The 13,159-nt window shown below is 40.4% G+C and carries 13 protein-coding genes; 12 read left to right on the top strand and 1 reads right to left on the bottom strand.

The genetic code is table 11. From position 1 onward, the window contains the following. The first annotated feature begins 14 nt into the window (after positions 1-14). Both ACN076_RS09895 and ACN076_RS09890 read left to right on the top strand, forming a co-directional pair. Positions 15-311, top strand: coding sequence for a bacteriocin immunity protein (locus ACN076_RS09895; protein ID WP_261058193.1), 297 nt, complete (start codon positions 15-17; stop codon positions 309-311). Between the two features lie 145 nt (positions 312-456). Next, entirely contained in the window at positions 457-1,914 is a 1,458-nt protein-coding gene (locus tag ACN076_RS09890; RefSeq protein WP_101786106.1) for an IS1182 family transposase, read from the top strand. Between the two features lie 105 nt (positions 1,915-2,019). On the opposite strand, the gene ACN076_RS09885 is transcribed toward ACN076_RS09890, so the two are convergent. Beyond that, complete coding sequence (locus ACN076_RS09885; RefSeq protein ID WP_033676213.1) at positions 2,020-3,651, bottom strand: Na/Pi cotransporter family protein; 1,632 nt, start codon at positions 3,649-3,651, stop codon at positions 2,020-2,022. A gap of 239 nt (positions 3,652-3,890) precedes the next feature. On the opposite strand from ACN076_RS09885, the gene ACN076_RS09880 reads away from it, so the two are divergent. From ACN076_RS09880 to dnaK, 10 genes are all read left to right on the top strand, one after another. Then, positions 3,891-5,087: a phosphoglycerate kinase gene (locus ACN076_RS09880; RefSeq protein WP_061631140.1), complete on the top strand. Its 1,197-nt coding sequence runs from the start codon at positions 3,891-3,893 to the stop codon at positions 5,085-5,087. A gap of 135 nt (positions 5,088-5,222) precedes the next feature. Then, on the top strand, positions 5,223-5,750 hold the full coding sequence (locus tag ACN076_RS09875) for an FUSC family protein (protein ID WP_000119915.1): 528 nt from the start codon (positions 5,223-5,225) through the stop codon (positions 5,748-5,750). Between the two features lie 76 nt (positions 5,751-5,826). Continuing rightward, on the top strand, positions 5,827-6,183 hold the full coding sequence (gene glnR / locus ACN076_RS09870) for a transcriptional repressor GlnR (RefSeq protein WP_000659548.1): 357 nt from the start codon (positions 5,827-5,829) through the stop codon (positions 6,181-6,183). A 35-nt stretch (positions 6,184-6,218) separates the two neighbouring features. Then, positions 6,219-7,565, top strand: a complete 1,347-nt coding sequence (glnA, locus tag ACN076_RS09865) for a type I glutamate--ammonia ligase (protein ID WP_001122886.1) — start codon at positions 6,219-6,221, stop codon at positions 7,563-7,565. Positions 7,566-7,684: 119 nt separating this feature from the next. Continuing rightward, entirely contained in the window at positions 7,685-8,005 is a 321-nt protein-coding gene (locus tag ACN076_RS09860) for a PadR family transcriptional regulator (RefSeq protein WP_000423972.1), read from the top strand. After that, positions 8,005-8,580 (top strand): DUF2812 domain-containing protein, encoded by a 576-nt coding sequence (locus tag ACN076_RS09855; RefSeq protein WP_101786374.1) that lies wholly within the window; start codon positions 8,005-8,007, stop codon positions 8,578-8,580. Before ACN076_RS09860 ends, ACN076_RS09855 begins: the two co-directional genes overlap by 1 nt. 34 nt (positions 8,581-8,614) lie before the next feature. After that, positions 8,615-9,127, top strand: coding sequence for a DUF2812 domain-containing protein (locus ACN076_RS09850; protein ID WP_420789917.1), 513 nt, complete (start codon positions 8,615-8,617; stop codon positions 9,125-9,127). A gap of 160 nt (positions 9,128-9,287) precedes the next feature. Next, positions 9,288-10,322 (top strand): heat-inducible transcriptional repressor HrcA, encoded by a 1,035-nt coding sequence (gene hrcA / locus ACN076_RS09845; protein WP_000255759.1) that lies wholly within the window; start codon positions 9,288-9,290, stop codon positions 10,320-10,322. A 26-nt stretch (positions 10,323-10,348) separates the two neighbouring features. Then, positions 10,349-10,873 carry a nucleotide exchange factor GrpE gene (grpE, locus tag ACN076_RS09840; protein ID WP_000046038.1) on the top strand — a complete coding sequence of 175 codons (525 nt, stop codon included), beginning with the start codon at positions 10,349-10,351 and terminating at the stop codon, positions 10,871-10,873. Between the two features lie 258 nt (positions 10,874-11,131). After that, entirely contained in the window at positions 11,132-12,955 is a 1,824-nt protein-coding gene (gene dnaK / locus ACN076_RS09835) for a molecular chaperone DnaK (protein ID WP_261105199.1), read from the top strand. Positions 12,956-13,159: the final 204 nt, after the last annotated feature.

Here is a 13,159-nt window from a genome sequence, read left to right as displayed (position 1 = left end):
GGGAGGTGGTAGGGATGGTAGAACCAAACCTAGAAAACCTTGTAAAAGATCTTTACAATCATGCTCGACATGATTTGAGTGAAGATTTAGTTGCTGCTCTCCTAGAGACTGCTAAAAAACTGCCTACTACAAATGAGCAATTGCTGGCAGTCCGTCTCTCAGGCCTGGTCAATCGTGAATTGCTCAAGAATCCTAGACATCCGGCACCTGAGTTGCTCAACTTGGCTCGCTTTATCAAAAGAGAAGAAGCCAAGTACAGAGGAACCGCAGCTTCTGCCCTTATGTATGGGGAACTCTTTAAAATGCTTTGATTCCATTGTGAATCAAAGCATTTTTCTATATGGTAGAAAAGCAATTCTTGATGAGGAGAAGAAAAAGCCATCCCATTCAGGAGAGCCTACTGAAAAAGTCATTAAATTGATGGCTTTTTTGTTATACTAGAGATGAGGTGAAATAATGCTTGATAATCAGTTAACTATGGATGTCAGTCCTTATTCTAGTTTGTATGATATCGTGGTTCCTAAAACCCACTTTTTACGTCAGCTAACTGAACTCTGTGATTTTAGCTTTATTTATGATGAACTAGAAAAGAATTATCGTCCCGATTTTGGGCGTAAAGCTTATTCACCGATTATGATGTTCAAATATCTCTTGTTAAAAGATATTTATAAGTTATCAGATGTAGATGTGGTAGGACGTTCCTTGTCAGATATGGCCTTTAAATTTTTTCTTGGTCTAGCTCCTGAGGATTCTGTTATCGAGCCATCCTCTTTGACAAAATTTAGAAAGCTAAGAATTAAAGATGATAAACTGCTTGATGTATTGATTCAGAAGTCTGTTCAAATTGCACTCGAACATAACTTGATTAAGAGTAAAATCCTCATTGTGGATGCCACTCACACCAAATCTCATTATAATCATAAGAAACCCCAAGAAATCCTTAGAGAGCGTTCAAAAGCTTTACGTAAAACAATTTATCAACATTCAGAAGATATCAAAATAGAATTTCCAAAGAAACCTCAGGAAGATAACCTCGAAGCAGAGTTGACCTATACAGAGGAATTAATGGCTGTGGTTGAAAAACACGAGGAACTCTTAGCCCTACCGGCTGTGTCTCAAAAGTTCAATTACCTAAAAGAGGCTGTCGAGGACGACTTAGAACACTTGGAAGCTTCTGTTAAGGAGGAGGCTAGGCTTGGACATAAGACAGCCGACAGCTCTTTCTATGGATATAAAAGTCATATCGCTATGACGGATGAACGGATTATTACTGCTTGTGTGGTCACTTCTGGTGAACAAAGCGATGGGAAATATTTACCTGAGTTATATGCCAAAACAAAGGAAAATAGTCTGGACATCGAGACTATTATTGGTGATGCGGCTTATTCAGGAAAGGACAATATTCAACTAGCTCGCAAAGAAAAGATTCATTTGGTGTCAAAACTGAACCCTTCAGTTTCAAAAGGTTACCGTAAAGAAGAGGATGCGTTTGAATTTAATAAAGATGCAGGGCTATTTGTCTGTCCAGAAGGACACATGGCTGTTCGCAAAGCAAGGACAGGGAAAAAATATCAAAATAAGAATCAAGTTGTCACTCATTACTTTGACATTGAGAAGTGCAAGAGTTGCCTTTCCAAGGAAGGATGTTATAAGGAGGGGGCAAAGTCTAAAACTTATTCAATAGCCATTAAGAGTGACGACCATCTTTTCCAGAAGAAATTTCAGGAAACACCTTATTTTAAAGAAATGGCCAGACATCGCTATAAAATCGAAGCAAAGAATGCCGAACTAAAACAGAGACATGGCTTTGATGTCGCGAGAGCATCGGGTCTTTTCAGCATGGAGTTACAGGCAGCCACAACCATCTTCGTGGTCAATATGAAACGAATTATGACCTTAATAAATACAAAATAACCGAGGAACTCGCTCAAATTAACGAGAGATTCCTCGGTTTTCATTTCATTAAAAGTAAGAGACCTATTTTTTCAGTGGACTCCATTCAGGATAGCTTCTTGGTTCTTAGATTTGTTCAGCGATGACCTTTTCAGCTAGATTCATAGCGTGGTCAGATACACGAGTGTAGTGGGAAACAATATCGATAAAGTTGACCCCAGCTTGCGTTGAACACTCGCCCTTGTTGAGGCGTTTGATGTGGGTCTTTCTGAGAACACGTTCCATATTGTTGATTTCTTTATGGCGTTCAATCAGGCTTTGCGCTTTTTCGATATCATTGTTTTCCACACTGTCAAGAGCATCCTTGATAAAGCCAGTAGTTTTTTGATAGATATCAGCCAATTCCTGCAAAGCAGCTTCAGAGAACTCAACATTTTTACGTTGAAGGTAGTCAGTCAGATTGATTAGGGCTTCTGCGTGGTCCCCAATCCGTTCCAAATCACGGGATGAATCCAGGATGTTGGTGAGCACTTCACTTTCTTTCTGGCTAAGAGCCTCGCTTGAAAGAGTAATCAGGTAACGAGTCAATTTTTCATCAATGGTATTGATGGCTTCCTCTGTCTTGTGTCCTTTTTCAGCAACCTTTTCATTAAGGTCAATGATGTAGTTGTATGAAAGGTCAAAGGCTTTAGAAGCATAATTTCCCAAGTGAAGGAGTTCTTTCTTTGCATTTCCAAGAGCGATTGATGGAGCTTGTTTAATCAAATGCTCATCAAGATAAAGTGGTTCGTACTTGACAACTTCATCTTCACCAGGGATGAGCTTGGTTACAAAGTAGGCCAAGGCTCCGATGAATGGAAATTGTACAATGGTGTTACTTACGTTAAAGGCACCGTGAGAGAAGGCGATAGTCATCTCAGGTGAGAGGTGAAGGAGTGCCTGGAAGTACTCAATCATAGAAGTAAATGGACCTAATAAGATTAAGCAAAGGATAGTTCCTAATACGTTAAAGGTGACGTGGGTTGCAGCAACGCGTTTCGCAGAGACATTGGCTCCAGCTGCCGCGATGATAACTGTTAGGGTTGTCCCGATATTATCCCCGAAGAGAACAGGTAGCGAACCTTTAAGGTCAAGGAATCCACCTGCATAGAGACCTTGCAAAATCCCGATTGTCGCAGAAGAAGCTTGGATAAGAACGGTAATCACTGCACCGGCAAAAACTCCCAACACAGGATTTTGTCCCAAGGTCACCATGTATTCCTTGAATTGTGGTAAATCTTTAAGAGGGCTCATACCGGCACTGATGAGGTTGAGAGCATAGAAGATTCCCCCTACACCAAACAGGATGCGTCCGATATTGTTTGCTGTTCTGTTTTTTGTAAAAAATAGGAACATGGTTCCAAGGAAAATCAGGGGTAAAGCATACTCGCCAAGCTTGAAACCGATGATAAAGGAAGTAACGGTGGTTCCGATATTGGCTCCCATGATAATTCCGATAGCCTGTCTAAGAGTGAGAAGACTAGCGCTGACCAGTCCAACCGTGATAACTGTAACCCCTGTACTTGACTGAATCAGGGCAGTCACGACAATTCCGACTAGAACACCTAAAAAGGGATTGCTAGTGTACTTGTCAATGTAAAAACGAAGGCGATCTCCAGCAGCTTGTTGCAAACCGTCTCCCATGGTCTTGATACTATATAAGAATAGTCCCAAACCACCTAAAAAGTGAAATAAAATTTCCTGCCAATTAATGGACATTTCTTTTTCCTCCGAAAAATAATAACGGAATTTCTCCTATTCTATTTTAAAGGATAAAAGTAAATCTAACAAGTGTTAAGCTAAGATTTTAGAAAGAAAATTCGTGAGAAAAAGTAAAAATAATACACTCTAACATGGCATGAAGATTAAATATCGAAAAATCTTGTGAAATCTTTCCTTATATTTCCAAAGTGTGATATAATAGTTTCGAATAAAATAAATAAAGGGGTTTTTGTAACATGGCAAAACTTACTGTTAAAGACGTTGACTTGAAAGGTAAAAAAGTCCTCGTTCGTGTTGACTTCAACGTACCATTGAAAGATGGCGTAATCACTAACGACAACCGTATCACAGCAGCTCTTCCAACTATTAAGTACATCATTGAACAAGGTGGACGTGCAATTCTTTTCTCTCACCTTGGACGTGTGAAAGAAGAAGCTGATAAAGCTGGTAAATCACTTGCTCCTGTAGCAGCAGACTTGGCAGCAAAACTTGGTCAAGATGTTGTGTTCCCAGGTGTCACTCGTGGTGCTGAATTGGAAGCAGCTATCAACGCTCTTGAAGATGGACAAGTTCTTTTGGTTGAAAACACTCGTTACGAAGATGTTGACGGCAAAAAAGAATCTAAAAACGATCCTGAACTTGGTAAATACTGGGCATCACTTGGAGATGGTATCTTCGTAAACGATGCATTCGGTACAGCTCACCGTGCACACGCATCTAACGTTGGTATCTCAGCAAACGTTGAAAAAGCAGTTGCTGGTTTCCTTCTTGAAAACGAAATTGCCTACATCCAAGAAGCAGTTGAAACTCCAGAGCGTCCATTCGTAGCCATTCTTGGTGGTTCAAAAGTTTCAGACAAGATCGGTGTTATCGAAAACTTGCTTGAAAAAGCTGATAAAGTCCTTATCGGTGGTGGTATGACTTACACATTCTACAAAGCACAAGGTATCGAAATCGGTAACTCACTTGTAGAAGAAGACAAATTGGATGTTGCGAAAGCTCTTCTTGAAAAAGCAAACGGTAAATTGATCTTGCCAGTTGACTCAAAAGAAGCTAACGCCTTTACTGGCTACACTGAAGTGCGTGACACTGAAGGTGAAGCAGTTTCTGAAGGCTTCCTTGGTCTTGATATCGGTCCAAAATCTATCGCTAAATTTGACGAAGCTTTGACTGGTGCCAAAACAGTTGTATGGAACGGACCTATGGGTGTATTTGAAAACCCAGACTTCCAAGCTGGTACAATCGGTGTGATGGACGCTATCGTGAAACAACCAGGAGTTAAATCAATCATCGGTGGTGGTGACTCAGCTGCCGCAGCGATTAACCTTGGTCGTGCAGACAAGTTCTCATGGATTAGTACGGGCGGAGGTGCTTCAATGGAACTTCTCGAAGGTAAAGTTCTTCCAGGACTTGCAGCCTTGACAGAAAAATAAGATTTTATAAATAAATCAAAGAAGAGAGGGATGAAAGTTCCTCTTTTCTTTTGCTTAAAATAAAAACGCTTCCTCTCAACTATTACTCATAAAAATCACCGATTTATGATAAAATGGAAATAGAAAGTTGAAATTATGAGTTATTTTAAAAAATACAAATTCGATAAATCCCAGTTCAAACTTGGTATGCGAACCTTTAAAACAGGTATTGCTGTTTTTCTAGTTCTCTTGATTTTTGGCTTTTTTGGTTGGAAAGGTCTTCAAATCGGTGCTTTGACAGCCGTTTTTAGCTTGAGGGAGAGTTTTGATAAGAGTGTCCATTTTGGGACTTCGCGTATTCTAGGAAATAGTATCGGTGGCCTCTATGCCCTAGTCTTCTTCTTATTAAATACCTTTTTCCACGAAGCCTTTTGGGTAACCTTGGTTGTTGTTCCGATTTGTACCATGTTAACCATTATGACAAATGTAGCCATGAATAACAAAGCAGGGGTTATTGGTGGTGTAGCGGCTATGTTAATCATTACCCTATCGATTCCGAGTGGTGAAACAATTTTGTACGTATTTGCACGTGTATCGGAAACTTTCATGGGAGTTTTTGTCGCAATTCTCGTAAATTACGATATTGATCGTATTCGGCTCTTTTTAGAGAAAAAAGAAAAATAATGTTACATTTTATAACATTATCAATTGACGTTTGTCTTTTTTTAGACTATAATAGACAGAAAGAAGGAAGTTGTAAATGAAGGAAAAAGAATTTCGCCGAAATATGGCTGTTTTTCCTATCGGCAGTGTTATGAAGTTGACCGATCTATCGGCGCGTCAGATTCGTTATTATGAAGATCAAGAGTTGATTAAGCCTGATCGAAACGAAGGGAACCGTCGCATGTATTCCTTGAATGACATGGATCGTCTGCTTGAAATCAAAGATTATATCTCTGAAGGTTATAATATCGCTGCCATTAAGAAAAAATATGCTGAACGTGAAGCGAAATCCAAGAAAGCGGTGAGTCAGACTGAGGTGCGTCGTGCACTTCATAATGAACTCCTCCAACAGGGTCGCTTTGCTTCAGTACGGTCGCCTTTTGGTCGCGGTTAGGCAACCGCAAGTAGTCATAATTAAGGAGAAAACTCATGCCAATCACAGCTGCAGATATTCGTCGTGAAGTCAAGGAAAAAAATGTTACCTTTATCCGTCTCATGTTCTCAGATATTTTGGGAACCATGAAAAACGTCGAAATTCCTGCTACAGATGAACAGTTAGATAAAGTCTTGTCGAACAAGGCTATGTTTGATGGATCTTCTATTGAAGGTTTTGTACGTATCAATGAGTCGGATATGTACTTGTACCCTGACTTGGATACATGGACAGTCTTCCCTTGGGGAGATGAAAACGGAAGTGTTGCAGGTTTGATCTGTGATGTCTATACAACAGAAGGTGAACCATTTGCAGGAGACCCTCGTGGCAATTTGAAACGTGCTCTTCGTCACATGGAAGAAGTGGGATTCAAGTCCTTCAACCTTGGTCCAGAGCCAGAATTCTTCCTATTTAAACTAGATGAAAATGGAGACCCAACACTTGAAGTGAATGACAAGGGTGGCTACTTTGATTTGGCGCCTACTGACCTTGCTGACAATACACGTCGTGAGATTGTCAATGTCTTGACCAAAATGGGATTTGAAGTAGAAGCGAGTCACCACGAGGTTGCGGTTGGTCAACACGAGATTGACTTTAAGTACGATGAAGTTCTCCGTGCTTGTGATAAGATTCAAATCTTTAAACTTGTTGTTAAAACCATTGCTCGCAAACATGGTCTTTACGCAACCTTTATGGCAAAACCAAAATTTGGTATTGCTGGATCAGGTATGCACTGTAATATGTCCTTGTTTGATGCAGAAGGAAACAATGCCTTCTTTGATCCAAATGATCCAAAAGGAATGCAGTTGTCAGAAACTGCCTACCATTTCCTTGGCGGTTTGATCAAGCATGCCTACAACTATACTGCTATCATGAACCCAACGGTTAACTCATACAAACGTTTGGTTCCAGGTTATGAAGCGCCTGTTTACATTGCTTGGGCTGGTCGTAACCGTTCGCCACTTGTGCGCGTGCCTGCTTCACGTGGTATGGGAACTCGTCTTGAGTTGCGTTCAGTCGATCCAATGGCGAACCCTTACATCGCTATGGCTGTTCTTTTGGAAGTTGGTTTGCATGGTATTGAAAATAAAATCGAAGCACCAGCTCCTATCGAAGAAAATATCTACATCATGACAGCAGAAGAGCGCAAGGAAGCTGGTATTACAGACCTTCCATCAACCCTTCACAACGCTTTGAAAGCTTTGACAGAAGATGAGGTTGTCAGAGCAGCTCTTGGGGAACATATCTATACTAGTTTCCTTGAAGCCAAGCGAATCGAATGGGCAAGTTATGCTACCTTCGTTTCACAATGGGAAATTGATAACTATTTAGATCTTTATTAATATTAATATAGAAGAAAGATTGCCTGTGGGTAATCTTTTTTCTTGTATTTTATATCGAGGTGTGATATATTTTATATAACGAAGTGCGATATATCGAGCTGAATAGGAGGTAGCTATAAATGGAATTGACGGATAAGATTCGTCGAGTTTATCTTCCGATGACGGAAACGGGTTTTTATATCTTGTTCTGTCTGCAAAAGGAAGGTCATGGTTATAGCATTACGCAAAAGGTCAAGGAGATGACAGATTCGCAAGTTTCAATTAGTCCTGGAACTATGTATGGAACCTTGTCAAAGATGGAAAAGGATGGTTTGATTTCCTTTGTCCGAGAAGAGGAAAAACGGAAAATCTATCAGATAACAGACTTGGGACGAAAAGTCTTAGATATTGAATTGAAACGTATTGAACGACTCTATAGAAACAGTCGGGAGGAAGGATGATGGAAAAGAAAATTGTTTATCGAATTTTTACAATTGCGGATTATGAGAGGGAGGCTCTGTACTTTAGAGAAATGCATGCTAAGGGCTGGAAACTTAGAAAAGTAAGCTATTCTATCTTATTGTTTGCAGTTAAGTATACCTTTGAAAAGTGTCACTCTGAGCAAGTGTCTTATCAGTTGGATTTTTACCCAATGGAAAAATCAGAGAGAGCCTCCTATTTACAACTGTTTAAAGACTGTGGCTGGGAGCATATTACAGACTTTAATAGTTTTTCCTATTTTAGAAAAGCATATTCTGAAATTGAATCGAATGCAGAATTTGAAATCTATAATGACGCTGCTGGGAAGTTAGCTATGGTTAATCGCATTTTAAGACTGCGATTAGTACCTGTTTTACTTTTGCTAGCCATACATATACCATTCTTACTTAAATTGCTCAATAGAAGTAATGCGTATGGTCTATGGAGTTTACTTGCGGTCGGGCTAGATATTTTCTTGTCTTTAATCCTCTTGTTAATAGTTGCTTATATTAGCTGGAAGTTATGGCATAAAAAGAAGGAATTATCAGATTTATGATAGGGGAGGCATGCTCAAAATTGGAGGGAAAGTCATGATAAATAAAAAGCAATTTCGGATTTTCACTATTGTTGATTTGGACAAGGAAGAAGAATATTTGCATGAGATGCACTTGAAAGGTTGGAGATATAGAACGAGTCGTTTTGGTTTGTTCTATTTTGACCAATGTCAACCAGACGATGTTATCTACTGTATCTATGATTCTAGATTTCTTAAAAAGCATAAGCATGAACTGCAAGATTTTAGAAATAGAGGTTGGGAATTGATAGAAACAGGTTTTTGTTCGATTCTTCGTAAATCGTCTTCTAATTTACTTCCAGAGGATCAAGTCTATATGAGTAAGGGGCTCAGATGGGAAGTCATGCGATCTAGATTTCGTTCCTGTACAGCTACTTTCTTAGGTGGGTTTGTTGTTTGTATGAGTTTATTTAAAGAAGAGCTTGCTATGTCTTTCTTCGTTATTTTTCTTTTATATGCCTTTCTGATTTCTTATCTAATTCTTGGTTTTTTCAGACTTAAAAAGAAATACCGAGTAGATGGAAGGTAAAGCTCTAGGTCTTTAGACTGATTTTTAGCACTCTTGGTAAAAGAGTGCTAATTTTTTGAGTTTTTGTCTTGACATTCTCTTCTAAGGGTGTATAATAGAATCATGAGTTAGCACTTAAGTGTGTTGAGTGCTAATCGATCAGACGGAGAGGAGTGATGAGGTGGTTACAGAGCGTCAGCAGGATATTTTAAATCTGATTATTGACATCTTTACCAAAACGCACGAACCTGTCGGATCCAAAGCCTTGCAAGAGTCTATTAACTCTAGCAGTGCAACCATTCGTAATGACATGGCGGCTCTAGAAAAGCAAGGGTTGCTTGAGAAGGCCCATACTTCAAGTGGTCGGATGCCAAGTGTTGCTGGTTTTCAGTACTATGTAAAACACTCACTGGATTTTGACCGACTGGCCGAAAATGAAGTTTATGAGATTGTCAAAGCCTTTGATCAGGAATTCTTCAAATTGGAGGATATTTTGCAAGAGGCTGCTAATCTATTGACAGACTTGAGTGGCTGTACGGTAGTAGCACTGGATGTTGAGCCGAGCAGGCAACGTCTGACAGCCTTTGATATCGTTGTTTTGGGGCAACATACAGCCTTGGCAGTATTTACCCTAGACGAGTCGCGAACGGTTACCAGTCAGTTTCTGATTCCAAGAAACTTTTTGCAGGAGGATTTGCTGAAACTGAAGAGCATCATTCAGGAACGTTTCCTCGGTCACACTGTTCTAGATATTCATTACAAGATTCGGACAGAGATTCCGCAGATTATCCAGCGTTACTTTACAACAACGGATAATGTTATCGATCTCTTTGAACATATCTTTAAGGAAATGTTCAACGAAAACATTGTGGTGGCGGGCAAGGTCAATCTCTTGAATTTTGCCAATCTAGCAGCCTATCAGTTCTTTGATCAACCGCAAAAGGTGGCTCTGGAGATTCGTGAGGGATTGCGTGAAGATCAGATGCAAAACGTCCGAGTTGCAGACAGTCAAGAGTCCTGTCTAGCTGATCTAGCGGTGATTAGTAGTAAGTTCCTCATTCCTTATCGGGGAGTTGGAATTCTGGCAATTATCGGTCCGGTCAATCTGGATTACCAACAGCTAATCAACCAAGTCAATGTGGTCAACCGTGTTTTGACCATGAAGTTGACAGATTTTTACCGCTACCTCAGCAGTAATCATTACGAAGTACATTAAGATTGAAATCATTAAAGGAGGCGAAAATGGCCCAAGATATAAAAAATGAAGAAGTAGAAGAAGTCCAAGAAGAGGAAGTTGTGGAAACGGTAGAAGAAACAACTCCTGAGAAGTCTGAATTGGACTTGGCAAATGAACGTGCAGATGAGTTCGAAAACAAATACCTTCGTGCTCATGCGGAAATGCAAAATATCCAACGCCGTGCCAATGAAGAGCGTCAAAATTTGCAACGTTATCGTAGCCAGGACTTGGCAAAAGCGATTCTCCCTTCTTTGGATAACCTAGAGCGTGCTCTCGCAGTTGAAGGTTTGACAGATGACGTCAAAAAAGGATTGGAGATGGTGCAAGAAAGTTTGATTCACGCTTTGAAAGAAGAAGGAATTGAAGAAATCGCAGCTGATGGCGAATTTGACCATAACTACCATATGGCCATCCAAACTCTCCCAGCAGACGATGAACACCCAGCAGATACCATCGCTCAAGTTTTCCAAAAAGGCTACAAACTCCATGACCGCATTCTACGCCCAGCAATGGTGGTTGTTTATAACTAGGCTAGATAGCTTAAAAAAACTTGTCCGAAACGACAATAAACTATGAAGAAAGATAAGAGGCAAGCCGGAGGCTTGCAAGGAAGATATTTCCCACCGTGGTAAAAGTTTCAGTAGCAAAAGCTACTGAAACAGGGGATTTTTGAGACAATATGCTCAAAAATAAGTGATGAAATCCCGTAGGGAGTTGCTCACGTCCCCACCACTTAAGGGAAATATCAAAAAATCAAAATTCGAATTAAAATTTAAGGAGAAAAACACATGTCTAAAATTATCGGTATTGACTTAGGTACAACAAACTCAGCAGTAGCAGTTCTTGAAGGAACTGAATCAAAAATCATCGCAAACCCAGAAGGAAACCGTACAACTCCATCTGTAGTCTCATTCAAAAACGGCGAAATCATCGTTGGTGATGCTGCAAAACGTCAAGCAGTTACAAACCCAGATACAGTCATCTCTATCAAATCTAAAATGGGAACTTCTGAAAAAGTTTCTGCAAACGGAAAAGAATACACTCCACAAGAAATCTCAGCTATGATTCTTCAATACTTGAAAGGCTACGCTGAAGATTACCTTGGTGAGAAAGTAACCAAAGCTGTTATCACAGTTCCAGCTTACTTCAACGATGCTCAACGTCAAGCAACTAAAGACGCTGGTAAAATCGCTGGTCTTGAAGTAGAACGTATCGTCAACGAACCAACTGCAGCCGCTCTTGCTTACGGTTTGGACAAGACTGACAAAGAAGAAAAAATCTTGGTATTTGACCTTGGTGGTGGTACATTCGACGTCTCTATCCTTGAATTGGGTGACGGTGTCTTCGATGTATTGTCAACTGCAGGGGACAACAAACTTGGTGGTGACGACTTTGACCAAAAAATCATCGACCACTTGGTAGCAGAATTCAAGAAAGAAAACGGTATTGACTTATCTGCTGACAAGATGGCAATGCAACGTTTGAAAGATGCAGCTGAAAAAGCGAAGAAAGACCTTTCTGGTGTAACTTCAACTCAAATCAGCTTGCCATTTATCACTGCTGGTGAAGCTGGACCTCTTCACTTGGAAATGACTTTGACTCGTGCTAAATTTGACGATTTGACTCGTGACCTTGTAGAACGTACAAAAGTTCCAGTTCGTCAAGCTCTTTCAGATGCAGGTTTGAGCTTGTCAGAAATCGACGAAGTTATCCTTGTTGGTGGTTCAACTCGTATCCCAGCCGTTGTAGAAGCAGTTAAGGCTGAAACTGGTAAAGAACCAAACAAATCAGTAAACCCTGACGAAGTAGTTGCTATGGGTGCTGCCATCCAAGGTGGTGTCATCACTGGTGATGTCAAAGACGTTGTCCTTCTTGACGTAACACCATTGTCACTTGGTATCGAAACAATGGGTGGTGTCTTCACAAAACTCATCGACCGCAACACTACTATTCCAACATCTAAATCACAAGTCTTCTCAACTGCAGCAGACAACCAACCAGCCGTTGATATCCACGTTCTTCAAGGTGAACGCCCAATGGCAGCAGATAACAAGACTCTTGGACGCTTCCAATTGACAGACATCCCAGCTGCACCTCGTGGAATTCCTCAAATCGAAGTTACATTTGATATCGACAAGAACGGTATTGTGTCTGTTAAGGCTAAAGATCTTGGAACTCAAAAAGAACAAACAATTGTGATCCAATCTAACTCAGGTTTGACTGATGAAGAAATTGACCGCATGATGAAAGATGCAGAAGCAAACGCTGAAGCAGATAAAAAACGTAAAGAAGAAGTAGACCTTCGTAACGAAGTAGACCAAGCAATCTTTGCGACTGAAAAGACTATCAAGGAAACTGAAGGCAAAGGATTCGACGCAGAACGTGACGCTGCCCAAGCTGCCCTTGATGACCTTAAGAAAGCTCAAGAAGACAACAACTTGGACGACATGAAAGCAAAACTTGAAGCATTGAACGAAAAAGCTCAAGGACTTGCTGTTAAACTCTACGAACAAGCCGCAGCAGCGCAACAAGCTCAAGCAGGAGCAGAAGGCGCACAAGCAACAGGAAACGCAGGTGATGACGTCGTAGACGGAGAGTTTACGGAAAAATAAAATAGTCCAGTGGACTATTTTATCCCGAGCTTGAAAATCAGGAGAGCGAGGTAGGTAAGAATGACTAATCACTAAAGTGATTGTCATTCTACGGCAATCGCTATGGCGACTTGCCTAAACGCCTTACTAGTTCAAAAACAAAGTATAATCGACTTTATTTTTGAACGTCGTAATGATAAGAAGAAATCCAGAGGTTGCAACCCA

Source organism: Streptococcus sp. K0074 (assembly GCF_048843365.1).
GTDB classification, from domain to species: domain Bacteria; phylum Bacillota; class Bacilli; order Lactobacillales; family Streptococcaceae; genus Streptococcus; species Streptococcus mitis_BM.
The sequence above is the reverse complement of the archived record's forward strand: the minus strand, read 5'-3'. Positions and strand labels throughout refer to the sequence as shown.

Coding starts and splice junctions, on each gene's coding strand:
- ACN076_RS09885 (WP_033676213.1), bottom strand. CDS start 3,651: ATGTCCATTAATTGGCAGGAAATTTTATTTCACTTTTTAGGTGGTTTG.
- ACN076_RS09850 (WP_420789917.1), top strand. CDS start 8,615: ATGATAAATAAAAAGCAATTTCGGATTTTCACTATTGTTGATTTGGAC.
- ACN076_RS09890 (WP_101786106.1), top strand. CDS start 457: ATGCTTGATAATCAGTTAACTATGGATGTCAGTCCTTATTCTAGTTTG.
- ACN076_RS09875 (WP_000119915.1), top strand. CDS start 5,223: ATGAGTTATTTTAAAAAATACAAATTCGATAAATCCCAGTTCAAACTT.
- dnaK (WP_261105199.1), top strand. CDS start 11,132: ATGTCTAAAATTATCGGTATTGACTTAGGTACAACAAACTCAGCAGTA.
- ACN076_RS09880 (WP_061631140.1), top strand. CDS start 3,891: ATGGCAAAACTTACTGTTAAAGACGTTGACTTGAAAGGTAAAAAAGTC.
- ACN076_RS09860 (WP_000423972.1), top strand. CDS start 7,685: ATGGAATTGACGGATAAGATTCGTCGAGTTTATCTTCCGATGACGGAA.
- grpE (WP_000046038.1), top strand. CDS start 10,349: ATGGCCCAAGATATAAAAAATGAAGAAGTAGAAGAAGTCCAAGAAGAG.
- glnR (WP_000659548.1), top strand. CDS start 5,827: ATGAAGGAAAAAGAATTTCGCCGAAATATGGCTGTTTTTCCTATCGGC.
- glnA (WP_001122886.1), top strand. CDS start 6,219: ATGCCAATCACAGCTGCAGATATTCGTCGTGAAGTCAAGGAAAAAAAT.
- ACN076_RS09855 (WP_101786374.1), top strand. CDS start 8,005: ATGGAAAAGAAAATTGTTTATCGAATTTTTACAATTGCGGATTATGAG.
- ACN076_RS09895 (WP_261058193.1), top strand. CDS start 15: ATGGTAGAACCAAACCTAGAAAACCTTGTAAAAGATCTTTACAATCAT.